Origin of the sequence: Streptomyces sp. NPDC048507, from assembly GCF_043199995.1 — a bacterium.
In the GTDB taxonomy this organism is placed as follows: Bacteria; Actinomycetota; Actinomycetes; order Streptomycetales; family Streptomycetaceae; genus Streptomyces.
In genome coordinates, this window is record NZ_JBICWZ010000029.1 from 1 (window position 1) to 24,213 (window position 24,213).

Sequence of the window (24,213 nt, forward strand, 5' to 3'; positions counted from 1 at the left end):
CTTCGCTGACGCTGTAGTAGTGCACGCCCACCACCCTACTGCCGCGCCGTCCTGACCAGGCCTGCGCCGATCCGCAGGTAGGGGGGACGGCCCGAGGGGTCGGCCTGCCCGCCGCGACAAAGACTCCCACCGGCCTGCGCACCGAAGCCGCCCGCCCCCCTCTAGGACCCGGTGCGCGAGCGGTAGACCCGCACCGTGCGCCCCCCTGCGGCAACCCGGCCGTCGTGCAGGATCATCGTGCGGGTGCCGCCGTGGCGGTAGCGCAGATCCGCGATGGCGACCAGGCGCCCGCCGCTCACCACCTGGTCCCCGACCCGCAGTTCTGTGGGCGGAACGTCGAGCGGAACCCGCCCCGGCGGGGTGACCACCCCGCCGCCGTCCGCGTCACGGTCGGCCGGCTACGGACGGGCCGGAGCGCAGTCGACTGCCCGGGCGATCCACTGGAACCCGGCGTCATCCGCCAGGCGCACGACCAGCGGGGAGGGGTTGAGACCGACGACGTCGCCGCGCGCCCGGCGGCCGGTGTCGAACAGGGTCTGCCCGATACCGAAGCGGGAGCCCGTCACCGGTGCCGGGGACCGGTCCTGCGCGAGCGCGCCGCGGCGGGTCTGGAGCAGTACCCGCCCGCCCGCGGTGGTGGGGGTGAAGAGCAGGGCACGGTGCCCGTCGAACTTCTGCTCGTAGGCCACCCCGGCGGCGAGGACGTGGGCGGGCGGGATGCTCTCGGCGGCCTGCGCGAGCATCGGCTCCACCAGCACCACGTCGCCCCGCCTCTGCTGCCGGCTTTCGCTGTTGGCAGGGCCCGGCCGGGTTGGTGGCTTTCCGGGCACCGGCCGGGCCGTCTGCGTGGAAGTACCGGCACCTCGCCGTATCGGCATCCCGCACGCACCGTCCCACGCCCCCGGCCAGCCGGCCCCGCACCGGCACCGCCCGGGTGACACCCTTCACCCCACCAGCCCCCCGCGCCTCCCGCCCGGGCGTCAACCCTCAGCCGGGCCGAGCGTGACCAACCGGGAGCCGCCGCGTTGACCCCCCTGCCGCGCCGGGCGTCCATCCGCAGTCGCGCGGCGCTCCCGAGGGTGGACGCCCTGCCCGGACCGACACCCTCGGGAACAGCCCCCACCCCGCGGGGTGACCGGCACCCGAAGCCGTCACCCCGCCGGGGCGTCCCGGACCTCGAACAGGCCTTGCGCGCCGGTCATCTCCAAGAGCCGCGCCAGCTGGCCGGGCAGCGGGCCCCGCAACACCACCCGGCGCGAGCTGTTCACGTGGAGGAGCTGGCTCAGGAACGACGAATCCGCGAACTCCACCCCGGACACATCGATCACCACCAGCGAGCCGGACAGGCACTCCGCGCTCGCGGCCGCCTCCGGCAGCAGGCCCGCCGAGTCCATGTCGAACTCCCCCACGCACACGATCACGCACACGCCGTCCTCACCGGACACCACCGTCACCCGCGGCTCCATCGCCAGCACCCCGCCCTTCCTGCCCACGGACCCCACTGGTCCATACCTCTGGCCTCATCCTGCGCCATCCATACCCCTCCCACACACGGCTGGGTGCTCTACGGCGATTCCCCAGGCCCTGTACCAGGGCAGGAGAGCACCGGGCCGACCAGCCGGGAAGGCGGGGGCAGCGTGTGGGGCATCGCCCCAGCAGTCTCAGGGACCCCGCCCGCGCCGAGCTCCCCCGGGCGCCACGCTCCGCCGGCAGGCTGGTGCTGAAGCCGTCGCAGACTTCCTCCGCCCAAGGGGAGCAGCCCTGCGGGCCGCCCAGGCCGGAACGGCGCCAAGCTGGAGACCGGGGGCGTTGCAGGAGCGGGAGCCGCGGCCCCGCAGGGGCGCAGCAGGCCGGGCCCGGCAGGCGGCGGGCAGGCGCTGGGCGGGATCAGCCCGGGCGGGGGGAGAGACCGACGGCGTGCGGGCGCCGGCACGGTGCAGGCGCTCATCACTCGAATGGCGCAGCGTGGGACGGGGTGGGCGGGCGGCGGTCACCCGTTCGGGTCAGGCTGGGGGCGACGCCTCTGCCCGCGCATCCCGTGGTGTGCCGCTGCATCCGGAGGTTTGATGGTCGTGATCGTGCTGCTCCTGGTCGCGGCGCTGCCGCTGATGCCCTTCGGACTCGACCGGTGGGAACACTTCTTGTTCCCCCACGACGCCCCCCCTCCCCGCAACAGCGTGGCCGCCCCCTCCTCACCAGTACAGCCCCTGCACCCGGGCAGCGATGGCAGTCCCTGACCGCGAGTTCCAGCTCCCCCGCGCGGGCGGCGGCCTCGGACCTGCACGGCGGAGAGGGTTCAGACTCGGGCGGGCACCGGCGCCCCACCCCGCCAGCTGGCTCCGGCATGAGCCTGCGGCCGTCAGGCGCGGCGTGGGTCTTCGCGGACGTCGAAGAGGGCCAGTGCCCCGGTCATCTCCAGCACCTTGCGGAACTGAGCCGGAATCGGGCCCGCCAAGATCACCGGACGCTGCCTGCGTACCCTGAGCAGCTCGTTGAGGAACGAGGAGTCCCCGAAGGTCACCAGGCCCAGGTCCACGATGAGGACCTTCGCGTCCGCTGCGTCGCCCGCGCAGGCGCGTGCCAGGGTGCCCCCGGTGTCGATGTCGAACTCGCCCGAGCACACCACCACCGCCGTACCGTCCGGCTCCACACGCACCACCACCTGCGGCAGCTCCCCCATCACGCCTCCCACCCATCACACCGATCGGGCGGTCGCCTGATACCCCCGACCGTACGCCCCAGGCAACCCAGCCGGACAGCATCCCACCAGCCACCACCCCGGGCCCCGGAACCGGGCGAGAGCTGGCGAGACCGCCCGAGAGGGCCCGCTGCCCCGTGCGCCGTCCGCTGGCCTGCCGCAGTGCAGCACGGGCGGCAGGCCGTCGTCTCCTCTCGAAGGAGGTGCCGGAGCAAGGCTCTGCCGCGCGCGAGCACGCTCGACGAGGCGGGAGCCGGGTTCGCCTCTCCAGAACGAGCGGAGCCAACCGGTCACCGGCTCCGGCCGAATCAAGGCCCCCCGGGCCCCACCCTTCAGCGAGCCTCGCCCTGCACCGGAATGGGGCCCTCCAAGATGGGAACGTGCACCGCCGGATGACGGACGGCCTCGGGAGGATTCTGTGATCGCTGTCGACGTCCAGCCATACGGAAACTCCGCCTTGATCACGGCGAGCGGTGAACTCGACGGACACGGCGGTCACGTGCTGGACGAGGTCCTGGATGGCATCCCCCTGGATGTGCGGGACCTGCTCGTGGACCTGCGCGCCGTCCGCTTCATGAACGCCCAAGGACTCCTCGCCCTTCTTGAGGTCCACCGTCGCGCGGAGATCCTGGGCCTGCGCATGCTGGTCACCGGCTGGCAAACCCAGCCCCAGCGGTACCTCGCCGAGCTCGCCGGGATCCCTGGCTCCCCTGCCGCAGAGCGCTACGCGGCCCCCGGCTTCCGCCGACTGCTCCACGACAGGGCACAAGCCGCCTGTGGAGGCCACGATTTCGCGGACAGCTGGCAGCCCCTCGCCTAGACCCGGCGGGTTGGCCCCTGCGGGTCGGCAGCACGTGCTCGTCCGCCAGCTGCGCAGCCAGCCCGAGCTGCAGCTCCGGCCCGGGGACGGCTCCAGCCTGAACACGGGCTCCTGCGTAGGGGTGCCAGCCGAAGTACGGACTTCAGCGCGAGCACCGCCTCCAGGCACGGGCGCCGCGTGCTTTCGTACACAGGATCGAGGTCGGCTTGGAGAGAGGCTCGGCTGACTCCGGGTCGGCGGCCTGGCGGTGTACCTGGCTCAGGAGGTCGCGGTGGCGGTAGAGGAAGGTGCGGTCGACGTGGGAGGTCAGGTGCTGGCTCGTCGACGACGCGTGGGACAGCAAGCGGGAGAGCACGGGGTGATCGCCTGAAAGCACCAGTGGGCACCTGGTGGCAGATGGTCCGATGCCGTTGAATACCGCTGCACACCGCGTGAACATGCCAGACGTAGGCGAATGACGGCGATACAGCCGAGATGCGGGGGAAGCAGTGAGTGCAGCCGTACCACCTGAGCCGGTAGGACCTCCTCCGCCCGTGGGGCCGCCACCGGGACACGGTCCCCTTCCTGCTCCAGCGGGGCGGGAAGGCATCCCTGTCTCTCCCACGCCGCCAAGGAGGTTAGGGGAGCTGGCAGCCCTGGTGTCGGCGATCACCGCCGTGTTCGGTCTCATACTCGGGTTTCTCGGCCTTCCCACTTTCGTGGACTCACCGACGGCCAGAACCGTGACCCAGACGGTCACGGCGACAGCCACCGTCACCGTCACCGCCTCCCCGGACCGCGCCGGGCCCGCTCCGTCCCTGGGGCCCACCGGCAGTGGAGCGTCGTCACCTCCCGCATCCGGTACCGGACCGTTCTCGCTCGTTCGTGATCTGCTTCCCGTCGAGGTGGACGGCGACTACGCAAAAGGGGGGCAGAAGGTCGACACCCGCTCTTACCCCACTGCGCTGAGCGGACTGTGCGGCAAGCACACCTGGCAGCTGGACCGCCAGTACACGACACTGACCACTCGTGTCGGCGTCAGCGACGACACCCCTTCGGGGCACACGATCACCCTGTACATCGACGTGGAGGGCGCCCGCAAGAAGGAGCTGACCATGAGCCCCGGGGACTCGGTGGAAACCGTGACCCTGGACGTGAGCGGCGCCTACCGCATCAGCCTGGGAATCGACGGCTGCACCTACGGGGATCAACTGGGCCGCGGAGTGTGGATCGATCCCGTCCTCGCCAAGGCACGGTAAAGGCCGAAGCGTGGTCGGCCCCTGCCAATCCGCGCACACCACGCCAACACGCCCGTCAGCAACCGACCGCCGCCCGCCCCACTCACCCACCGAACAAGGCGGAGGCGTTCGTTCTCGCACCCGAGCAATGGCAGCGTCGCGCCTCCGCCCGGCTCCTGCCGCGGCCTGCAGTATCGCAGGCCACCGGTTCCAGGAGCTGGGCGAAGCTGGCTGGAGGCTTCGCCATGCTCCAGCCCGGCGCGGCCCAGGCCGACCACCGCTTCCAGCTCGACGCCTCGTCACCGAGCAGCAGGAGACGCAACGACGCTGCAGGCCAGCGCCGAGGCCGCCGCAGACTTCCTTGGCCTGCGGGACGCAGCGCTGCGGGCGGCCCTGAGCTCGGATCCGCGCCGAGGCCCGGCGGTCGGAGTCAGCGCAGCTCGGCGGCGAACAGCTCTTCCACGCGCTGCCACGAGTCCTCGGCCGCCTCCTGGCTGTACGTGGCGGGGCCGGGGAAGAAGAATGCGTGCTGGGCGTCCGGATACACGTACACCTCGTGCCGCACACCGGTGGAGACCAGCGCCTCCTCGATTCGCTTGCGCTGGTCCGCGTCGATGACGTGGTCGAGTTCCGCGAAGAACATCCGTACCCGGGTACCGTGACCGGCAATGCGTGTGGTCGACTCCAGCAACGCCTCCGGACGGCTCAGCGCGGTGCCCGCCTCGGTGACCCAGCCCGGGAAGAAGACCGCCGCGGCGTCGAGGCCGAGACGGGTGGCCGCGAAGTACGCAATGTGTCCGCCCAGACTGAAACCCAGCATCCCGGTCTTGTCCGAACCGCCGGCATAGGTACGGGCGTAGGAGAGGGCCGCGCGCAGGTCAGCTTCAACCTCACCGCGCGTCAGCCCCTCGATCAGGGCGAAGCCGTGCTGCCGGTTGGCCTCGGTCTGAGCCATACCGGTGGACGTCTCGGGGCCGGCCCGGTGATAGAGGTTCGGAGCGATCGCCACGTATCCGAGCTCGGCTACCCGCCGGACGACGGCACGCACGTCGTCGGTCACGCCCCAGAGTTCGGCACCGACCAGGACGACCGGATAGTCTCCCGCCGCTGCCGGGCGGGCCAGGTAGACGCCCATGGAAGAACCGCCTCCCCCGCCTCCCGTGCTGCCGTCCCCCTCGACGTAAGCGTCGATGTCGACCTGCTCTGTGGTAATGACGTGCGCCATGTCCCAACTCCCCGTAGTTTGATCACCGTTACCGTCACGGCATCCAGGGCATAACCTTGCCATGGGCCGCGCGGAAGGGACGGGCGCGTCTCGCACTCCGGGCAGCCAAGGGCGCCGATGCAGCGGGCAGCGCCGCGAGACCTGCCGCGGTGCGGGGGGCGTTCGCGGGGTTGCAGCGTGCTGCCGCCGAGTGAAGAGCAGGACCGGGTGCCCGTCGACCGCACCGGCCCCCACCACCGCGACGTGATGGGGGCGGTCCGCCGTGCCGATCACCCTCATCACCAACGACGGCATCGTGACGCGCGAGGTGTGTGATCTGCGGGCCGAGGCCCTCAGACGGCCAGGGCTCCAGCCCCGGCGCGAGTACGAGCGCCAGCCCGGACGCAAGCTCCAGCTCGGCACGGACTCCAACCCGCACCCACGCGCGGACTCCGGCCCGGACGCGGGGCCCCAGCCCGGGCACGGGCCAGGAAGGTAAGGCCCGGCCGGCCCGGCGGCACCAGAGGCACAGCAGTAGCGGGTTCGGGGACTTGGGCCGTCACCCCGCTCCCCCGACCGCCGCCAGCTGGGGCGCGGGCACGGACCTGACCGCGCGCTGACTCCTCGTCACCGCGGGCGCAGCCGCAACCCGCACGACTCCCGCCCGCACGACTCCCGCCCGCACCGCCCGGGCCAACAGCCAGGCCGAGCGGGCCCAGCAGGACTGGGGAATGCACCCCGCACGGGCAACAGGCAGCGGACGGCGGGTGGCGGCCCTAGCCCGGCCGGAGGAACGCCAAGCAACTGCGGGCGCGGACCGGACTCGGTGCCGGGCTGGGCCGGGGCCCCTTCCGGAACACACCCAGCCCGCCGTGCGAACCCCCGCCCCGAGCACCCACACCAGCCCGGGCCCGAGTACGAGCTCCAGACCGGGCATCAACCCGCCGGGTTCCCGTGCCCGGGCTCGGGCTGGACTCCAGCCCGAGCCCGAGCATCAACCCGCTTACGAGCTCCAGCTCACGAGCACCAGCCCAGGCGCGGGCCCGGACGGTACGGCCCGGCCGGCCCGGCGGCACTAGAGGTCCAGCAGGAGCGGGCCCGGGGCACTGGCCCCCCGGCCGCCGCCAGCCCGGGCCCGACCACGCGCTGACCGCTCGTCACCGCGGCGCGGCCGCCTGCCTGGCTACCGGCGGCCCGGCCGTATTACGGCACCAGGTCCCGCCCGCTCGGCTCCCCGCAGCCGGCGCCCCGCGCCCTTGGCCAGCAGCGCCTGCCGCCGGTGCGCGGGGACCGCGGCTTCCGCCCGCGCCAGCTGCCGGGGCACGACGGCGGCCAAGATGGTGGAGCGGGAGCGGGGGCCGCCGCCGGACAGACACGGGTGCGGGAGGCGGGCGCGGCCGGGCGGAGGGCGGGCGCGTCAGGGCGTGCAGGGCGTGCAGGGCGTGCAGGGCGTGCAGGGCGTGCAGGGCGTGCAGGGCGTGCAGGGCGTGCAGGGCGTGCAGGGCGTGCAGGGCCGTGTTAGCACGCGGGCGGAAACGTCCGGCTGCCGGTCGCGGCCTGCCCTCCCACGCACACGGCGAGCGCCAAGGCCACGACGTCCTCGGCCATGCGCCGCCGCCTCAGGGGACTCCTCAGCGGCGGCGGCTGCCTGCCGGCGAAGGGCGGCGACCTCCTGGAGGTAATCCGCGCCGATCTCCCGCAGCTTCTCCTCCGTCTCCCACACCTTCCCTTGCACCCTCATACACATCCCCCGAACCCCAGGCCAAAGGTGAACACCCACCTTGGCGCCCCCCATCATCCCTCCCAGCCACGACCACAACCCAACCGGCCTGAAACCGCCACCGACCTTCCGGAACACACCCAGCCCGCTATGCGAGCCCCCACCCCCGAACACCGACCCCAGCCCGGGCACGAGTACGAGCTCCAGCCCGGACGCGAACACTCCCCCGGCCGCGGGCTCCAGCCCGGGCGCGAGTACGGGGTGTGACCGAGATACGAGCCAAAGGGGCAACGGGATGATCTTGAAGCCCTGAGCGCTAGGACGCACCTGCGGTGGCGGGCGGCGGGGTCGCGCTCTGCGACGTGCCGGGCGACCGAGTCGACGCCGGGGCGGGCGTACCGCTCCAGGGAGCGGACGGAAGCGTGGCGGGAGCGGGCCAGCAGCCTCGGCGTGGAGGTGCCGCCCTCGGCGTCGTGTGTCAGGGCGCTGTGCCGGAGCCGGTGGAGCGTCCAGCCGTCCAGGTCCTCGATGTCGTCGGGTGAGGCGAGGGGGTTGGCCAGGAGCCGGGTGTTCTCTTCGAAGATCTCGATGATCACGGTAGGGGCTCCGCCGCAGTAAATCCGGCATTTACCGCGACAGCGGCAGCGTGGTCGGCTGCCCGACACCCTGTTCCTATATCGTGCGCCGATATCGGGGGCCGTTAGCGGTTGTGGCCGTGGTTGAGGAGCGAGCGGTGGGTACGTCGGCGGCATCTGCCGAAGCGGGGGAACTGAAGCGGCACCTGGGCGTCTTCGACGCGGTGGTGATCGGACTCGGATCGATGATCGGCGCGGGCATCTTCGCCGCGCTCGCGCCGGCGGCCGGTGCGGCGGGGTCGGGGCTGATGCTGGGCCTGGCGCTGGCCGCGGTGGTGGCGTACTGCAACGCCACCTCCTCCGCCCGGCTGGCCGCGCGCTACCCGCAGTCCGGTGGCACCTATGTCTACGGGCGTGAGCGGCTCGGGGACTTCTGGGGCTACCTGGCCGGCTGGGGCTTCGTGGTCGGCAAGACCGCCTCCTGCGCGGCGATGGCCCTGACTGTCGGCTCGTACGTGTGGCCGGGCCAGGCGCACGCCGTGGCGGTCGCCGCGGTGGTGGCACTGACCGCGGTGAACTGCGTCGGTGTGCAGAAGTCCGCCTGGCTGACCCGTGGGATCGTCGCGGTCGTCCTGGCGGTGCTCGCGGCGGTGGTCACCGCCTGCCTGACCGGCGGCACGGCGCAGGCCGCGCGGCTGGACGTCGGGACGGACGCTACCTTCGGCGGCGTGCTCCAGGCGGCCGGGCTGCTGTTCTTCGCGTTTGCCGGGTACGCGCGCATCGCCACCCTGGGCGAGGAGGTCCGCGACCCGAAGCGGACCATCCCACGCGCCATTCCCCTCGCGCTGGGCATCACGCTAGTCGTCTACGCAGCCGTCGCCGTCGCCGTGCTCGTGGTGCTCGGGCCCGAGCGGCTCGCCCACAGTGCCGCCCCGCTGGCCGAGGCTGTACGCGCCGCCGGGGTTCCGAGCTTGGCGCCGGTGGTGCGGGTCGGGGCGGCCGTCGCCGCGACCGGGTCACTGCTGGCGCTGATCCTCGGGGTCTCGCGCACCACCTTGGCGATGGCCCGCGACCGGCACCTGCCCCACGCGCTGGCCGCCGTCCACCCCCGCTTCAAGGTGCCGCACCGCGCCGAACTCACGGTCGGCGCGGTCGTCGCGGTGCTGGCCGCCACCACGGACGTGCGCGGCGCGATCGGCTTCTCCTCCTTCGGGGTGCTGGCCTACTACGCCATCGCCAACGCCTCCGCCCGGACGCTTACCCCCGCCGAGGGCCGCCCCGCACAGATCGTGCCGGTCGTCGGCACCGCGGGCTGCCTGGTCCTGGCCTTCGCCCTGCCCGCGGCCTCTGTACTGGCCGGCGCCGCGGTGATCGCGGCCGGTGGCGCCGCCTACGGGCTGCGCAAAGCCCTCGCCTCCCGCGCCTGACGGGCCGTCCGGCTACGGGCGGGGCCGGTCGTCGGCGGGCAGGACCTCGCGGGCAAGCTCCGCCAGCGCCGCCTTCCCGGCCTCGGTGGCCCGGTATACGCGGCGGGTACGGCCGTCGACCACCCATTGCTCGGAGACGAGCAGTCCGTCCGACTCCAGCCGGTGCAGCGTCGGATACAGCGTGCCGGGACTGATCTGGTAGCCGTGGCCGGCCAGTTCCTGGGCCATCCACGCACCGTGGATCTCCTCCTCGGCCGCGTGGCGCAGGATGTGCAGCCGCACCGCGCCCCGCTGGAACTCCCTCACCGGCGTCCACCGCCTCCCTGACCGCCACCCAAGATGACGAATCCGATATCGGACCTCGATACTACGGGCGCCCGGTGACGGACCGCCCGCCACGGCCCGCGAGCAGGCGGCCGGTCAGGCGGCCTGGCCGGGGCCCGCGGCGGCCAGGTCCTGCTCGCGCAGCGGGGTGAAGTCGACGTCGAGCTTGGGGTCGTACGCGTCGGGCTGGATGCCGAATTCGTGCGTGGAGTACTCGCCGAACCGGTTGATGTGCTCGGTCAGGTACGGCGGGATGTGCGCCAGGTCCTCCGGGTCGATCTCCCATCCCTCCTCCAGCAGCTGGTGGACAATCTCGGCGATGTCCAGGGCGTTGTGGAAGATCACCGCGTTCGTGAGCAGGGCGTTGAGTGAGGGTTCCCGGCCCTGCATGATGTGCGGCACCGGGCTGGCCGGCGGTAATGCCTATCTCGTCAACGGCCTCGTGCGGCAGGGCCGCGGCCACAAAGCCGCCCGCTTCCTGATCTGCGAGCCCTGTTACGAACAGGGCAGACCGGAACGGGACACGGGCCGGAGCAGGCCCGCGCACCTGCGACGGAACCAGATCGCCCAGTGGTGGGGCCTCGCCGGCCGCGGCGCCGCGCTCCCGCCCCAGGCGTGTGGCGCCGGTGCGACGACCCCGCCACCTGGCCGGACGTCCGCTTTGCCCGCTGCGTCAGCAGGGACAGGTGCGTCGCCCGGTAGGTCAGGCCGCCCGCTGCGGTTCGAGGGTGCGGCTTCGGGTGATTGCGCGAATGGCGGTGCTCTGGGAGTAGGCGAGCAGGCCGACTGTGCTGGCCGCCATCACCAGGGCGAAGAGCAGGTGACCGACGGTGGAGGTGACGGCCAGGCCCAGGGCATTGAAGGCGAAGTGGCTGCCGACCCGAAGCACGATCAGCCCGAGGGCGATCTTGCGGGTGTCCTTGCCGTGCCACAGGGCCTTGGCGAGCTTGATGCGGCGGCGCATCAGCGTCAGGGAGATGCCGATGTTCACGGCCAGGAGGACCAGCAGCACGGGCCAGGCGCCGGGGAACGCCTTGAGGATGTCGAAGGCAGCCGCCAACACCCCCTCGAACGCGAAGAACCAGACCGGCAGCCGGTAATCGCCCGGAGCCAGCTCGGTGGCGTCGACGGTTTCACTGATGGTGCTCTTGGTGCCGAACAGCTTCATGTTTCCCCCGAGATCGTACGGTCGGACTCCACTGTGTCCCGGGGAGCCCGCTGCCCGGCAGGGGCTGCGATCACCGATGCGACATGACAGTTGTCATGCACACCCGTGTGCCCGCATCTCCAAAACCCGCGCGACCCCCTGCTCCCTCACCTCCGCCACGCCCCACATGCCGCCGCGATCGCAGGGAGGACACCAGGACGGCAGGCAACCCTGCCCCATCTCGTTTGGAGGACACCCGCAGTAAAAGACGAACGCGACGAAGCCAGCAACGCGGAGCAACCGGCCCCCGAACCGCAGACCACGCCCCTGGCAGACCAAGGAGCACCGGCCGACGAGGCCGGCATGCGACCCGGAGAGCCATCCCGGACAGGCGCCCACGGATACCCGCCCGCCGACCCAGCCCGGGTACAACACGCAAACGAGAAACCACCGCCCGACAGGGTCAACCATCCAACAGCCGACCACGCGTGACAGGGCCCGGCCAACCGGCCACAGACCAGGGCCGGGCCCCACGCGAGGAACACGTCTTCCTCACCGCTTCCCCCAGCACCCTCCCATACCGATTCGGTGGCCGCCGCACCGGATAACGCATGTGGGTGACCCCGGGGACAGCGCCGTGGACGCCGGAATGCCAGGGGCTCGTGGTCAGCGATGACGCGGCTTCCCGTCTGGGGCAGTACTGGCGTCGGCCTCGGGTGCGGTGCGGTCCGCGTCCACGCCGAGTCTGTGGGGGTGGACGCAGGCCGGAGCGCGGTCGGCGGTGTAGCGGTATCCGTCCGCCGGGTCGAAGGGACACTCACGCGAAGGCCGGTCGTAGACGACGAACGCGGCCCGCGGGAGCCGTCGGGCCGGGCAGGTCACGCACACCGGATGGTCGGGATCCGTCACGAACGGCGTCTGCATGACGGGACGGTAGCTGTACCGGCCGCAAGCGGGGAGACACATGGCGAAGCCCACCCGGTGGGGTGCCGACAAAGGCCAGGCGCGAGCCGACACCGACTCCAGCCCCAGCCCGCCTACGAGCAGCCCGGGCCCGGACATCCACCCGAGCCAGTGCGGATTCCAGCCCGGGCACGGCCGGAGCGGGGCCACCGGGACGGCCGGCGCGGGCGCCTGGGCCCTCACCCGCTCCCCCAACCGCCGCCAGCCCGGCACGGGCCCACGCCCGACCGCGCACTGGCCTCTCCTCACCGAGGCGCGGCCGCCCGCCCGTCTACGGCGGCCCGGCCATATTGCGGCACCGGCTCCCGGCGTGAGCCGGACTTGGTGTCGGCTCGTCGGAACGCGTTCCGGAACGCACCCAGGCCGCCCGTGCGAGCCCCCGCCCCCGAGCGCCGACGCCAGCCCGGGCCCGAGTACGAGCTCCAACCCGGGCACAACCCGCCGGGTTCCCGCGCCCGCGCTCGGGCCCGCGCCTGGGCTGGGGCCCGGGCATCAACCCGCTTACGAGCTCCAGCTCAACCACGAGCACCAGCCCGGGCGGGCCTCCCCAGCCCAGGCGCGGGCCCGGACCGTACGGCCCGACCCCGGTCCGGCGACACCAGAGGCACAGCAGGAACGGGCCCGGGGCACTGGACCCTCAGCCCGCTCCCCCGACCGCCGCCAGCTGGGGCGCGGGCGCGGACCCGACCGCGCGCTGACGCGCTCGTCACCGCGGCGCAGCCGCCTGCCCGGCTGCGGCGGCCCCGCTCCCGCCTGCCCCGCTCCCGCCCGGCTCCCGCCCGCATCGGCAACGCGATCCGGATCGTCGAGAACGAGAGTATTGCCTCGTGTACGACCGGCCTCTGGGCGAGCACGGAGTCAGGTGGGCGGACCTGGCAGATTGGTGGGCGAGTCGTCGGTCCGAGGCACCCACGACGCCTGATCACTCGCGTCGGGAGCTGCACGGCCGGCTGCGCCGATCGCTCTGCGGTAACGGTGCCGAGGAGCTGGTCTTCGACACCTACGTCAAGCTCGGATTCGACGTCCCCGCGCTGATCCCTCAGGTCTACCTGCGCTACGACCCGTACACCGTGGCGGAGCGGCACGGGCAGACTGCACTCGCACGCCAGTGGATGGATTTCCTACTGCTCATGAACCACTGGGCCCGCGCCGTGATCGAAGTCGACGGCATCCAGCACTACTCCCGCCACAAACCGCAAAAGCGGCGGCCGCCTGCCTCGCACCGAACCCGGGGTCCCAGCAGGCTCCCGCCCCGGCCCGCCAGATGCCCGGGCAGACGCCGGTTGGGCCCGCCTGGGCGGCGACCGAGCACGGATGGGACCTCCCCCGCCCGCCCGGCCGGGCCCGGCGGAACTCGGTGACGGGGCCCCGCCCACTCAGCCTGCGGTTCGCCGGCGGTGGCCGCCCGCGCCGGCGATCAGGGCAGCGCCCAGACCGAGCCAGGGCCGGCTACCTCCCCGGCAGGGTGTCACGGCCCCGGCGCCGTACGGCGAGGAGTGTCATCGGTTCGCCGCGCGCGGCGTCAAGAAGACCGTCCGGGCCCGAGCCGGCCGCCACCGCCTTCAGGCCGGTGGGGGCGGGGTCAGACGTCGCCGCGCCAGGCGCCGGTCTCGCGTCCGCGCTCCTCGATGTACTCCTTGAAACGCTTCAGGTCGCCTGTGATCTGCCGCTTGACGAAGCCGAGCTTGTCCCCGACGTTCTCCGCGAAGCCCTCGGGGTCGTAGTCGAGCTGGAGCATCACCTTCGACTTGTTGTCCGCCAGGTGGTGGAAGGTCACCACGCCTGCCTGCTTGACCTCGCCGCCGACGGTCGTCCAGGCGACGCGCTCGTCGGGAATCTGCTCGGTGATCTCCGCATCGAACTCCCGGTCCACCCCGCCGAACTTCGTCACCCAATGCGTGAGCGTGTCGCCGCGCTGCTCGATCCGCTCCACACCGTCCATGAAGTGGGGGAACGACTCGAACTGCGTCCACTGGTTGTAGGCGGTACGCACGGGGACGTCGACCTCGATGGACTCTTCGACCTTCGACACGGGCATGTCCTTCCTCTTCGCCGGCCGGGCGGCGGCCCGGCCGTACCGGGGAGACCTTCCCCTGACGGCGCCCCTGCCCTCACAGCCCGCATCCATGACCCCCGAACAGACGCACGAGGCAAACGCGCCCATCCCAGAAGGCCGGCAGCTGACAGCCGAAGAGGCGGGTCTGTACCCGCCCCCTCTCCGCGCCGGGCCGGGGCACGGAAGGCACCTGGATTCGTCCTGGTCGGCTCGTCAGAGCCGCCGTCGTGCACGTCGGTTCGTGCGCGGCCACCCGGGGCGTGAAGATGCCGTTGAGCTCTAGGGGCCGGCCGGGTGCGGGATCAGGCCGGGCTCGGGCACAGTTGGTCCGCCAGCCTGCGGCCTGCATGGCAGCCCGTCCTCGGCCCCAAGAAGGCAAGCGCGTCAGCTGGTGGGGCGCAGTTCTTCGAGGAGACGTCCGGCGTCGGTGAGCAGGGTGCCCTGGAGTGCGGCCACGTCCGAGTGGCTGCCGTCGGCTCTCCACGCGTGCGCGCGGATGCGGTCGAGTTCGGTGCGGGCCTGGTCGAGGATGTGGTTCAGCTGTTGCGGGTCGGTGCGGTCCAGTTGGCCGATGTGGTGCAACGCGGTCGCCGCTGTGCGCAGGAGTGCCGCGTATGCGGCGCGGAACGGGTCTGTCAGGGCGGAGAGTTCTCCGCTGGCGATGGCGTGGTCGAGGCTGCGGCCGGCGGAGCGGAGGTGGTCCTGGCAGCGTTGGGCGGTGTCGAGCGTCGCGCGGGCCCGGACGAGGGCGTTGGCGGAGTCTTCGATGCTGGGGCGGGGGTTGAGGCGGCTGTTCTCGATCTCGGTGTCGATCGCGTGCCGGATGCGGTCGGCTTCGGATGACAGGTGCCGCCACTCGCTGCGCAGGCGGTGTACCCGGTCGGCGTCGGGTTCGCCGGCTTCGAGCGCGTCGGCGAGTTCGCCCATGCGGCCCTCGATGCCGGTGAAGAGCTCCGTAACGGCCTCCTGGCGGTGCAGGGTGTGCCGGGCGGGGGCGAGGGCGAGGTGAGCGGCGATCCCGCAGGCGGCTCCCAGGGCGACGGATGCGGTGAGGTGGCCGATGTAGTCGATCTGCCCGAGCCCGGAGGAGTAGGCGAAGAAGCCGACGATGGCGACCTGGGTTCCGTGCGCCCCCAGCGGGCGGAACCGGCCCGCGGCCAGCGCCAGGAGGGTCAGCAGGCCGAAGACCCAGCCGTGGATGCCGGCCACGGCGGCCAGGGACGCCGCCAGCGCGGCCCCGACCGTCATCGCGGTCAGGTACTGCGCGCAGTCCCGCAGGGACCGGTAGACCGTCGCCTGGAGCGCCAGAAGGGCGGTGAAGGGGGCGAACGTGGACACGGTGTGAGGAAGCAGGTGGCGTGCGAGTACCCAGGCGACGGTCGCCGCCAGCACGCTCTTGACGCCGAGGACCAAATCGTCCCGCTCGCTGCCCGGGGAGCGCAGCCCGCGTCCCACAAACCGAAGGCCCTCCCCTCCCCTTGTCCTGATCGCCTGCCATACACGGCCCCCAACGGGCATATGCCACCTCCAGGCAGACACCTGCCCCCGCATGAAGGAGCCACGCGTACGAGTGCAGGCTGGGCTGTCTCGATGGCGGCGTATCCGGCAGCGGTGCTCACGCGCCCGTCGGGCGGGTCTGGTCCGGGACTTCGACTGCTCTGCCCCTTCGCTGCCGTCGAGGGGCAGCGTCCGCGAGATGCTTCCGTGCTCAGGATGGCCGCGACCAACTTTCTGGTGGCGGGTGCCTGGGTGGGGCGTGTCGGCCGGCGAGCGTGCCTCAGTGCGTGTCGCGGGCGTCTTGATCCGCGAGGCCCCCGGCGCCGAGCATGCCCGTGGCCTCGAACGGTGCCGTCCGGGCGATCCGCGGCAGCTCGGTGCGGGCGATGCGCGTCACGATCGGAGGGAGGAGTGCCCGTACCGGCTGGACGGCCCGTAGCCAGGCGGGCACGTAGACGGACGCCTGGCGGCGTTCGACGGCGGTGACCAGGCGCGCGGCCGCGTATGCGGCCGGGTAGACCTTGCGGGCGGGGCGGGGCATGTGGGCGCGCAATTCGCGCAGGACCGCGTGCTGGTCACTGTCGCGGGTCATGTCGGTGTCGATCCAGTTCAGGTAGGCGATGGCGACTGCGACTCCCTCGTGGGCGAGTTCGGCGCGCAGGGCATGGGCGAAGGACTCGGCGCCCGCTTTGGAGGCGCAGTAGGCGCTCATCAGCGGGGAGGTGCCCATCGCGGCCAGTGAGGTGACCTGGAGGTACGTGCCGCCGGTGGCGAGTAGGGCGGGAAGGAAGGCGCGGGCGGTCGTCGCGCTGCCGATGAGGTTGACCTCGATGACGCGTCGCCAGGTGGCGGGGTCGGATTGGGCGAAGGGGCCGCCCTCGGCGATGCCGGCGTTGGCCACGACGACGGATGCGGGCCCGAGCCGGGCGGCGACGTGCGTGGCCGCGGCCGCCATCGCGGCGTCGTCGGTGACGTCCGTACGGCACCAGGCGGCCTCGTGGCGCAGTGAGGCGGCGACCTCGGCGAGCTCCTGCGGTTCAAGTCCGAGCAGGGCCACGCGCGCGCCTCGTCGGTCGAGCTCTCGGGCCGTGGCGGCGCCGAGCCCTCGGGCGGCGCCCGTCACGACGGCGACGCGGCCGCTCAGCGGCGTACGGTCTGTCGCGCGTGACATAGGTCCTCCCGCTGGATCACCGCGCCCGTAGGACGCTCGGCGCGCGGACCGGCACACGTTGCGGCTACCCCTGAAATCCCCGAGAACACCACGAGGCACGTCCTCATTGGGCCCGCGAGGTGAGGTGGTGGTACTCCAGTTCCGACGGGGTGGTCGCGACGACGGTCATCTGTTCGGCGTCCACCGCTTCGGCCAGGGCGGTCTGAGCGTGCCTGTATGCGGATTTCACCCCGTCGTCGGTCGCGGCCGGGATCCAGCAGATGGACACGATCCGGTGGTGTCGTGTTCCGTCCGGGGTGGCGAACGGAAGATCGTAGAGGGCCAGACGCGGCTTGTCGGCGGGCAGCGCCCGCAGAAGCTCTTCATAGGTGAGATTCCCTTTCTCTCCAACGGCAAGGACATCGCTGTCTGTGCCTTCGGTGACGAGGTAGACCACTGCGTTGACCTCCCGTTTCCCCCTCAGGTCTCGGAACGCAGCGATGCAGCTTTCATCGACGGCAACATCGTGGTTCATGGCTCTCCTGTGGTCCGGCACACGGCTCTGGGGAACCCAACGACCGGCTCCCCTCAGGTGGCACGGCTACGCTGCGACGCACCCCGCTCCGCTTCCGCCGATACGTGTGCACGTCTCCGGCGGCTGGACGACGGCAGCCGTAGGGAGGCGCTGCCCGCCACCGAGCACCGCGTGGACCCCCAGCGATCCCGGCCCCGCCTGATCGCACCGGGCGTCTACGGCCCGGGCTCCGGACAACACCCGGTTCCAGGCCGGGGCCCTCCCACGCCGGGGCGGTCCCGGCCGTTGCGCGCGTCTCGAGGTCGGCACGAGGACCGGCGCCCTCGCGCTATGCCCGGGGGCCCGCGAGGCTGGCCTCCCCGCGGTGGATGTCGCATGGCCTGCCGGGCTGGCAGCACCTCTGAAAAGCAGCCTGGCTTCACCGCATCCCGTGGCGGGTCCTGTACGGCGGGTCCGCCGTGCGTACCGAGGGCCTGCGCTTCGACCTGTCCTGGCGAGCTCTCCCGACGTCCCCCTGTCCCGATGCCCGGTCCCCGCCCAAGGCGCTCGGTGCCTCCGGGACGCGGGCAGGAGGGCTCGCCGTTGTCGGGACGAGAGCTGTGAGCCGCCCCCACCGTAGGTGAGCACGGATCTGCGCGCTCCCGCCGCGGTCGTGCTCGCGACCCGAGCTGATGCTTCCGGGCCTGCGGCCTGGCCTTGCTCTGCGAGGCGTACCGACTTTTCGCGCGGTGGCGTCGATCCCGCGCGGGTTCGGCGTGCGGACGAGGGCCGGGAGCGGGAATCGGAGGCCCCCGCGGAGGGCGCGGGGCAGCAGTCACATAGCCCAGTGTTCCTGTTCTTTCGGTGGCATTTGCCGTCGACTTGCCGTCCGGGACCTGGCCGCGGGGGTAGCGACCCCAGCGGGGCGGCATGAGCTGCCTTCCTTTCAGACCGAGGCAAGGAAGTGGCTGTGGACGGAATCGTGCTGCTCAAGGAAGACCACAAGACGGTCGAGAAGCTGTTCAAGCAATTCGAGAAGGCCGGCGACACCGCGCATTCCGAGAAGCGGAAGATCGCCGACCAGGTGATCGACGAGCTCACCACCCACACCTGGATCGAGGAGAAGATCTTCTACCCGGCCGCGCGCGAGGCCGCCCCCGACACCAAGGACCACGTCCTCGAAAGCGTCGAGGAGCACCACGTCGTGCTGTGGATGCTCTCCGAGCTCAAGGACCTCGACCCGGCGGACGAGCGTTTCGATGCCAAGATGACCGTCCTCATCGAGAACGTGCGCCACCACGTCGAGGAGGAGGAGAAGGAGTGGTTCCCCGACGTCCGCAAGGCCATGGGACGCAACCGCCTCAACGAACTCGGCGAGGAGATGGCAGCTGCCAAGGCGACGGCACCGACCGATCCGCTGGCCGTCCCGAGCGCCGAGCAGTAGCAGGCGTGGCCTGGCCTGGAGCCGTCCGCCCGCGAGCCGACCGGTGCTGGCCGGCTCACACGTCGGGAAGCGGCGTCCGCAGGGCGCTGCGGCCAGCTGTCCAGGCCTTCGCGATGTGTGCGGCGAGCCGGTCCTCGAGGAGGACCGTGGCCGCGCAGCCGAAGGCGATGTCGGCCTCCAGGTCGGGCTCGTCGGCCAGGAGGCCGGCCACGACCTCGTGGCGTACGAGCTGCTCGTGGACGGCGTCGGCTTCCACGTGCTCGGCGTAGAAGTGCTCGGCGGCCGCTCCGGCTCCGCAGCGCCGCATGGCCTTGGCGAGGCGTCGGGATCCTGGGGACGAGGTGATCTCGACGCAGGCGAAATGGCCCACGAGGCAGCCGCGCAGGGATCGGTGGAGGCCGAAGAGGGACATGAGGTTGACGGTGGCCAGGAGCTCGGCGGGGGCCTGGTCGAGGTAGCGGCCGTAGGCGGGGTCGAGGCCGAGGTCCTCCATGAGGCGGGCGAAGAGCTCGGCGTGGATCCGTTCGGGCCGTCCGGCACCGAACTCGTCGTATTCGATGGCGACCATCGCCGCCTTGGCCCGCCCGGTCAGACGCGGCACGACCCATAGGTGGGGGTCGGCTTCCTTGAGGTGATAGAGGGAGCGCAGCGCGGCGTATTCGCGCAGCTGCCACAGCTCTCCGTCCTTCTCCAGGTGATGGCTGAGGCTGCCGGCGAGGTCGACGGGTTCGGCGAGGAGCGGTGCGAAGGCCATGTCGACGGATCGGGGGGTCTCGGCGAGGTCGGTGCGCAGGGCGTCGAGGAAGCGGGTCTCCAGCTGCTGGCGCAGGCGCAGCAGGTCGGGGTCCCATTCGCGGTCGTCGCTGACGCCGTCGAAGCCGCGGTAGTGGAGCTCGTACAGGAGGTGGAGGGCGAGGTGGAGGTCTTCGCCCCACGGGTCGGCCGTCGCTGCTGCCGGCAGCGGGTGAGACGGGGCCGTGCCGGTGCGCAGAGCTGTGACCAGGGCGTCGGAGAGGTCACCTCGTCCTTCGGGCAGCTGCGGGCTCCTGGCAGCCGTGGCGGTCTGGCGGGAGGGTGTCACGACGGGTTCCTGTCTTCGTGGGGTCGTGCAGCGCGTTCGCGGGGGCGGTGGCTGGTGTCGCACCACGGGTAGGTCCGGCTGCGCCTGCAGGTGCAGATCGCCGCCATGAAGCGGTCGCAGGACGCGGTCGTTCCGTCGTCGAGGACGATCTCGACCGGCCCCTCCACCAGGATCGGCCCCTGCGGGTCAATGAGGGCTCTGCGGGCTCGTACCGGTGCCGGGCGGGCGGGGCCTTCAGAGGGCGTGGGCACGGATGACCACCAGTTCTTCCAGTTCCTCGGGGCCGGAGGCGAAACCCTGTCGCTGGAGCCAGGTCTGCCGGGAGCGCAGGACGGGCCCCCAGGGGACATCGGCCCGGGCACAGACCCGCGCGTGGAGGCCGCCGGCCGCCAGGTGGTCGAGGCTCTTCTGCACGCCGCACATGCCCGAATGGACCATGAGGAGCGCACCGCCGGGGTTCAGGAGAGCGGGGGCCTGTTGGCAGATCCGGTCGATGACCGCGCGTCCGTCGGGGCCGGCGTCCCAGGCGCGTTCCGGTCCGCTCGTGGGCAGGTCGCCGGGGGCCGGGACGTAGGGCGGGTTGGAAATGATCAGGTCGTAGTGGTGTCCGGCGGTCGCTGTTTCGAAGTCGCCGTGGACGACGTGCAGCGGCAGTCTCCTGCGGCCGGCGTTCAGTCGCGCGGTGGCCACCGCCCGCCAGGACACGTCCACAGCCGTCACTCGTGCGCCCCTGCTCGCGGCCTGCAGGGCCAGGGCTCCGGTACCCGTCCCGATCTCCAGGACACGTGCTCTGGGCTCTACCTCTTCCCGCTGCAGGGCTGCGGCGAGGAGGCGGGTGTCGCCCTGAGGCTGGTAGACGCCGGGCAGGGCGATCAATCCGGTGGGCAGGGAGCCGGCGAGCGGGGCAGAAACCGCCACGGGTACCTCCGGGAGGGGGTGGGGCCCGCTCGGCGGGCCGGCAGCCGTCGGCCGCCTCGTGCACCTGCCCCCTTCGGGCGACTTCATCCACAACCGGCACGGGGCTGGAGCGGAGCTCCTCCAGGGCCCATGCGCCACGCACAGCCCTGTGGGCCACCGATGCCACTTCTCTTTCCGTGCCCGCTCGCGGACGGTGTGTGTGCATCGTCGATCGTCGGTGCCTCGGCGTGTTCGTGAGCGTGTCGCGGCATGCTGACGGCATGGCCTTCTCAGCATCTTCCGCACCGCACTCCCCGGACGTGGCAACCCTCGGCGTGGAGGAGGAGTTCTTCCTCGTCGACCCGCACACCCGTCTGGTGGTCCCCGCCGGCCCGGCGGTCGCCGCGCGGGCAGCCGGGGAGGCGGGTGACCTGGTGACGAAGGAGTTCGCGTTGTGTCAAGTCGAGGGCAGGACTCCGCCCTGCCGGTCGGGTACGGAGCTGCGTGGACACCTGGCACAGGTGCGGTCTGCCCTGGTGGGGGCGGCCCACGCGGAAGGCGTGCGTCTGTACGCCTCGGGGACGCCGGTGTTGCAGGCCCCGGGGCCGGTGGAAGTGGCAGATCATCCGCGCTATCAGGCCGCGGGCAGCCAGTACCGGAGCATGATGGACGACTTCGCGGTCAGCGCCCTGCACGTCCATGTCCATCTGCCGGACCGCGAGCTGGCGGTATGGACGGTCAACCGTCTGCGCCCGTGGCTGCCGCTGCTGATCGCGATGAGCGCCAACTCACCCTTCCACCGGGGCATCGACACCGGCTACGCCAGCTTCCGCACGGTGCTGCGCAGCCGGTTTCCCTGCCTGGGCCCGCCGCCGTACGCCCGCACGCTCGGCGAGCACGAGCGGCTCGCCGCCGCCATCTCCGACAGCGAGGCAATGCTCGATCCGACGACCGCCTACTGGGACCTGCGCCCCCACCCGCGGCTGCCCACCCTGGAGGTCCGGGCCATGGACGTCCTGCCAGACATCGAGGACACCGTCGCTGTCGCCCTCCTCCTGCGCGCCCTGGTCACCACCCTCACCGCCCAGAGCTCCGCACACGGTCCTGGGCTCGCGTGGGAAGCCGAGGTCCTGCGGGCTGCGTGCTGGCGTGCGGCCCGCGACGGCTGGGCGGGGACCTGTTTCGACCCCGCCACCGGCCGCTACCGCCCCGTCGAGGAGCTGGCCGCCGACATGGTCTCCTTGCTGCGGCCGGCCCTAGAAGAGACGGGAGATACGGAGGAGGTCACCGGATTGTTCGGTCGGCTCGGGGAGCGCGGGGATGCCGCCGCCCGGCAGCGGGCGTGGGCAACGCAGCCCGGCGGGCCGGAAGCCGTCGTAGACCGCCTCGTCCTGGCCACCGCCCGCGGCAGCGGCAGCGGCAGCGGCAGCGGCAGCGGCAGCGGCAGCGGCAGTAGAGCCTGAGCGCGGTCGCATCCGCAGCAGCGGGTGCGACCGCCGCATGCGAACGGGCGCCAGGGACTGCTCAGCGGCAACTCGGAATCCCTGCAGAACCTGTCGGGGGGCACTCCCGCTCTGGTCGACCGCGTCTCGTTCCGCCGAGGCGCAGGCCGGCTGCACCTGGGGCTGGGGTGCGGCGGTTCATGCTGCCGTCTTGGGGCGGCCAAGTTCTGCGTGACCGAAGAGCAGGGCCCATCTCTCGGGGAACCGGGAGGTTAGTCGGGCAACGAAATCGCGGCCGACAAGTCGGGACCCAACGCTCAGGACCGCGCCGGCCTCCCACCGGGCCGTCGCGGGGGTGGTGGCGCCCCGGGCGGGCGGGTCCTTGAAGAACTCCCATCCCGACACGGGCCGGGGGTCGGGAGCGCAGCCGGGCGTTGTGCACGCGCACCCCGAGATCTGCGCGCGGACGCCGCCGGGCCGGGAGACGGGGACGGTCAGGGGTTGAAGAGGACCTTGACCGTCCCGTCGTTCTTCTTCTGGAAGTCGGCGTAGGCGGTGGGGGCCTGGTCGAGGGGCAGGTGGTGGGTGGCGAAGCCGTCGACGCCGAGGGGGTCGCCGTCGGTGAGGAGCGGCAGGATGTCATTCACCCAGCGTCGGACGTTGGCCTGTCCCATGCGGAGCTGGATCTGCTTGTCGAACATGGTGAGCAGGGGCATGGGGTCGGCGGCGCCGCCGTAGACGCCGGACAGGGAGATGGTGCCGCCGCGGCGTACGAGGTCGATCGCCAGGTGCAGGGCTCCGAGCCGGTCGATGCCGGCCTTCTTCATGAAGGGGGCGGCGAGCGCGTCCGGCAGTGCCCCGATCAGGGTCTGCGCGGTCTTCACGATGGCGTGCCCGTGGGCCTCCATGCCGACGGCATCGATCACCGCGTCGGGGCCGCGGCCGCCGGTCGCGTCCCGGACGGCGTCGGCGAGCTGGTCGCCGTAGTGGCTGAGGTCGTAGACCTGGGAGCCGTGGCCCGCGGCGCGGGCCAGGCGTTCGGGGACCAGGTCGATGCCGATCACCTTGCCCGCGCCGCGGTGGGCGGCGATGCGGGTGCACATGTCCCCGATCGGCCCCAGGCCGAGCACGGCCACGCTGCCCCCGGGCGGGATGCCGGCGTATTCGACGGCCTGCCACGCGGTGGGCAGGACATCGGAGAGGTACACGAACCGGTCGTCCGGCGGGCCCTCGGGCACGGGGATGGGAAGCGTGTCGGCGAAGGGGACGCGCAGGTAGTCGGCCTGTCCGCCGGGGACCTGCCCGTACAGCTTGGTGTAGCCGAACAAGCTGGCGCCGCTGCCGTGCTCGCGGACCTGGGTGGTCTCGCACTGGGAGTGCAGGCCCCGCTCGCACATGAAGCAGGTGCCGCACGAGATGTTGAACGGCACCACCACCCGGTCGCCGACCTTCAGCTTCTTCACGCCCTGGCCGACCTCGGCCACCGTGCCCATCGGTTCGTGGCCCAGGATGTCCCCCGCGTCCAGGAACGGGCCCAGCACCTCGTACAGGTGCAGGTCGGAGCCGCACAACCCGGTGGACGTGATCTTGATGATCGCATCGGTCGGTTCCAGGATCTGCGGGTCGGGGACCGTCTCCACGCTCACCTTGCGGCGGCCCTGCCACGTCACGGCCTTCATCGCAGCTCCTCCGATACGCATACCGGCTTCGGACCCCGCGCATACCCGGGATGCGGCCGAAGAAGCCGAGCAGGAGCGTGGACTGTCAGTGCTGGCCTCTGTTCAGGAGGGCAAGGGGCGTGCCGTGACTCTCCTGGCCGCTGAGACGGTCGGCATCTCGGCCGGTGCGCACCTCACGCGCCCGGGCCGGCCGTATGTGGGCCCGGGCCCAGGCGCGCGCCACGCGGAGCCGCCGACAACCTGTGGTTGCACCGGATTGCCGCTGTGGCGGCGGCGCCGCGCGGACCGGACAGCCCCTCGCACAGGCGGGGACGATGCTGGTGGTCTCGCCGCCTTTGGTGATGACGCCGTGGGGGCG

General features: G+C 72.1%; 24 protein-coding genes. 7 read left to right on the plus strand and 17 right to left on the minus strand.

The genetic code is table 11. The features are described from left to right. Positions 1-161: 161 nt before the first annotated feature. The 3 genes from ACGFXC_RS36095 to ACGFXC_RS36105 all read right to left on the minus strand — a co-directional run bounded on the left by ACGFXC_RS36095 (position 162) and on the right by ACGFXC_RS36105 (position 1,493). Positions 162-299, minus strand: coding sequence for a hypothetical protein (locus ACGFXC_RS36095; protein ID WP_393719161.1), 138 nt, complete (start codon positions 297-299; stop codon positions 162-164). Between the two features lie 99 nt (positions 300-398). Further along, positions 399-761, minus strand: coding sequence for a hypothetical protein (locus tag ACGFXC_RS36100; RefSeq protein ID WP_393719162.1), 363 nt, complete (start codon positions 759-761; stop codon positions 399-401). A gap of 390 nt (positions 762-1,151) precedes the next feature. Beyond that, entirely contained in the window at positions 1,152-1,493 is a 342-nt protein-coding gene (locus ACGFXC_RS36105; RefSeq protein WP_393719163.1) for an STAS domain-containing protein, read from the minus strand. Positions 1,494-2,066: 573 nt separating this feature from the next. Here ACGFXC_RS36105 and ACGFXC_RS36110 point away from each other — a divergent pair. Continuing rightward, positions 2,067-2,237, plus strand: a complete 171-nt coding sequence (locus ACGFXC_RS36110; RefSeq protein WP_393719164.1) for a hypothetical protein — start codon at positions 2,067-2,069, stop codon at positions 2,235-2,237. Positions 2,238-2,359: 122 nt separating this feature from the next. On the opposite strand, the gene ACGFXC_RS36115 is transcribed toward ACGFXC_RS36110, so the two are convergent. Next, complete coding sequence (locus ACGFXC_RS36115; RefSeq protein ID WP_393719165.1) at positions 2,360-2,680, minus strand: STAS domain-containing protein; 321 nt, start codon at positions 2,678-2,680, stop codon at positions 2,360-2,362. 436 nt (positions 2,681-3,116) lie between these two features. Here ACGFXC_RS36115 and ACGFXC_RS36120 point away from each other — a divergent pair, with 436 nt between their 5' ends. Further along, a complete protein-coding gene (locus ACGFXC_RS36120; RefSeq protein WP_393719166.1) occupies positions 3,117-3,518 on the plus strand; it encodes an STAS domain-containing protein in 402 nt (133 codons plus the stop codon). Positions 3,519-4,240: 722 nt separating this feature from the next. Beyond that, positions 4,241-4,756, plus strand: a complete 516-nt coding sequence (locus ACGFXC_RS36125) for an NPCBM/NEW2 domain-containing protein (RefSeq protein WP_393719167.1) — start codon at positions 4,241-4,243, stop codon at positions 4,754-4,756. A 409-nt stretch (positions 4,757-5,165) separates the two neighbouring features. Here the strand turns inward: ACGFXC_RS36125 and ACGFXC_RS36130 are convergent, their stop codons facing one another. Next, positions 5,166-5,960, minus strand: coding sequence for a dienelactone hydrolase family protein (locus ACGFXC_RS36130; protein ID WP_393719168.1), 795 nt, complete (start codon positions 5,958-5,960; stop codon positions 5,166-5,168). 262 nt (positions 5,961-6,222) lie between these two features. On the opposite strand from ACGFXC_RS36130, the gene ACGFXC_RS36135 reads away from it, so the two are divergent. Further along, complete coding sequence (locus ACGFXC_RS36135) at positions 6,223-6,438, plus strand: hypothetical protein (protein WP_393719169.1); 216 nt, start codon at positions 6,223-6,225, stop codon at positions 6,436-6,438. 1,954 nt (positions 6,439-8,392) lie between these two features. Further along, a complete protein-coding gene (locus ACGFXC_RS36140) occupies positions 8,393-9,661 on the plus strand; it encodes an APC family permease (protein ID WP_393719170.1) in 1,269 nt (422 codons plus the stop codon). A gap of 12 nt (positions 9,662-9,673) precedes the next feature. Here ACGFXC_RS36140 and ACGFXC_RS36145 read toward each other — a convergent pair whose 3' ends face one another. The 8 genes from ACGFXC_RS36145 to ACGFXC_RS36180 all read right to left on the minus strand — a co-directional run bounded on the left by ACGFXC_RS36145 (position 9,674) and on the right by ACGFXC_RS36180 (position 17,333). Next, entirely contained in the window at positions 9,674-9,967 is a 294-nt protein-coding gene (locus tag ACGFXC_RS36145) for a PadR family transcriptional regulator (protein ID WP_393719171.1), read from the minus strand. Between the two features lie 114 nt (positions 9,968-10,081). After that, complete coding sequence (locus ACGFXC_RS36150) at positions 10,082-10,375, minus strand: Tn3 family transposase (protein ID WP_393719172.1); 294 nt, start codon at positions 10,373-10,375, stop codon at positions 10,082-10,084. A gap of 313 nt (positions 10,376-10,688) precedes the next feature. Then, entirely contained in the window at positions 10,689-11,153 is a 465-nt protein-coding gene (locus tag ACGFXC_RS36155; protein ID WP_393719173.1) for a hypothetical protein, read from the minus strand. A gap of 645 nt (positions 11,154-11,798) precedes the next feature. Next, positions 11,799-12,056 carry a hypothetical protein gene (locus ACGFXC_RS36160; protein WP_393719174.1) on the minus strand — a complete coding sequence of 86 codons (258 nt, stop codon included), beginning with the start codon at positions 12,054-12,056 and terminating at the stop codon, positions 11,799-11,801. Between the two features lie 1,621 nt (positions 12,057-13,677). Continuing rightward, positions 13,678-14,127: an SRPBCC family protein gene (locus tag ACGFXC_RS36165; protein WP_393719175.1), complete on the minus strand. Its 450-nt coding sequence runs from the start codon at positions 14,125-14,127 to the stop codon at positions 13,678-13,680. 408 nt (positions 14,128-14,535) lie between these two features. Next, positions 14,536-15,606 carry an aromatic acid exporter family protein gene (locus ACGFXC_RS36170; protein ID WP_393719176.1) on the minus strand — a complete coding sequence of 357 codons (1,071 nt, stop codon included), beginning with the start codon at positions 15,604-15,606 and terminating at the stop codon, positions 14,536-14,538. A 322-nt stretch (positions 15,607-15,928) separates the two neighbouring features. Further along, positions 15,929-16,819, minus strand: a complete 891-nt coding sequence (locus tag ACGFXC_RS36175; protein WP_393719177.1) for an SDR family oxidoreductase — start codon at positions 16,817-16,819, stop codon at positions 15,929-15,931. Between the two features lie 103 nt (positions 16,820-16,922). After that, the gene (locus ACGFXC_RS36180) at positions 16,923-17,333 is read right to left on the minus strand and encodes a hypothetical protein (RefSeq protein WP_393719178.1); all 411 of its coding nucleotides are present in this window, start codon (positions 17,331-17,333) and stop codon (positions 16,923-16,925) included. Between the two features lie 949 nt (positions 17,334-18,282). Between ACGFXC_RS36180 and ACGFXC_RS36185 the strand changes: the two genes are divergently transcribed. Then, positions 18,283-18,756 carry a hemerythrin domain-containing protein gene (locus ACGFXC_RS36185; RefSeq protein WP_393719179.1) on the plus strand — a complete coding sequence of 158 codons (474 nt, stop codon included), beginning with the start codon at positions 18,283-18,285 and terminating at the stop codon, positions 18,754-18,756. A 55-nt stretch (positions 18,757-18,811) separates the two neighbouring features. Here ACGFXC_RS36185 and ACGFXC_RS36190 read toward each other — a convergent pair whose 3' ends face one another. The 3 genes from ACGFXC_RS36190 to ACGFXC_RS36200 are packed head-to-tail and all read right to left on the minus strand — an operon-like array spanning position 18,812 to position 20,755. Beyond that, positions 18,812-19,837 (minus strand): iron-containing redox enzyme family protein, encoded by a 1,026-nt coding sequence (locus ACGFXC_RS36190; protein ID WP_393719180.1) that lies wholly within the window; start codon positions 19,835-19,837, stop codon positions 18,812-18,814. Then, positions 19,834-20,187 (minus strand): CDGSH iron-sulfur domain-containing protein, encoded by a 354-nt coding sequence (locus ACGFXC_RS36195; RefSeq protein WP_393719181.1) that lies wholly within the window; start codon positions 20,185-20,187, stop codon positions 19,834-19,836. The genes ACGFXC_RS36190 and ACGFXC_RS36195 overlap by 4 nt, the downstream gene beginning before the upstream one ends. After that, a complete protein-coding gene (locus tag ACGFXC_RS36200; protein ID WP_393719182.1) occupies positions 20,072-20,755 on the minus strand; it encodes a HemK2/MTQ2 family protein methyltransferase in 684 nt (227 codons plus the stop codon). The genes ACGFXC_RS36195 and ACGFXC_RS36200 overlap by 116 nt, the downstream gene beginning before the upstream one ends. Before the next feature lie 260 nt (positions 20,756-21,015). Here ACGFXC_RS36200 and ACGFXC_RS36205 point away from each other — a divergent pair, with 260 nt between their 5' ends. Further along, a complete protein-coding gene (locus ACGFXC_RS36205; protein WP_393719183.1) occupies positions 21,016-22,197 on the plus strand; it encodes a YbdK family carboxylate-amine ligase in 1,182 nt (393 codons plus the stop codon). Positions 22,198-22,670: 473 nt separating this feature from the next. On the opposite strand, the gene ACGFXC_RS36210 is transcribed toward ACGFXC_RS36205, so the two are convergent. Continuing rightward, positions 22,671-23,855 carry a zinc-dependent alcohol dehydrogenase gene (locus ACGFXC_RS36210; protein WP_393719184.1) on the minus strand — a complete coding sequence of 395 codons (1,185 nt, stop codon included), beginning with the start codon at positions 23,853-23,855 and terminating at the stop codon, positions 22,671-22,673. Positions 23,856-24,213 lie beyond the last annotated feature (358 nt).